The sequence below is a fragment of the Halosimplex yunnanense genome (genome assembly GCF_054504345.1).
This window is the reverse complement of record NZ_JBTJEL010000010.1, coordinates 1-530: the sequence shown is the minus strand read 5'-3', so window position 1 is coordinate 530 and position 530 is coordinate 1. Positions and strand designations below refer to the sequence as shown.

Annotated in this window: 1 protein-coding gene; it reads right to left on the bottom strand. The window is 67.4% G+C overall.

Features of this window, described 5'->3' with window-relative positions; all coding sequences use genetic code 11:
* Positions 1-530: zinc-binding dehydrogenase (locus AB2U09_RS00065; RefSeq protein WP_459190650.1), on the bottom strand; the 530-nt coding region annotated here is incomplete at both ends.

Sequence of the window (530 nt, the reverse complement as noted above, 5' to 3'; positions counted from 1 at the left end):
TCGATTTCGCCGCGGACGACGGGGGTCATGAGAAGTTCGCTCGGTTCGCGGGGGATGCCGACGACGACGACTTCACCGCCCTTGCGGGCGATGTCGACCCCCGTCTCGACGCCCGTGTAGTGGCCGCTGGCGTCGAACACTGCGTCGAACCCGACACCGTCCGTCCGGGAATCCGCACGCGCTTCCAGGTCTTCCTCGGCGACGTTGATGGTATCGATGCCGAGCGACTGGACGAGGGGGAGTCGGGACGTGGCATCCTGCTGGAGGCCGGAGACGAGGACGTTGGCGCCCAGAGAGTCGGCGACGGCGGCGGTGAACACACCGATGGGGCCGGGACCTTCGACCAGTACGTCGTCGCCCGGATTGATCGACGAGCGTGTGAGCACTGCTCGTGTGGCGATGCTCAGCGGTTCGGTGATGGCGGCGTCGGCCAGCGACACCGCGTCCGGAACCGCGTGGAGGTGCTGGGGGTCGACCACCGTGTAGTCCGCATACGCGCCGTCGCGGTGCATGCCGGTGATGGAGAAATT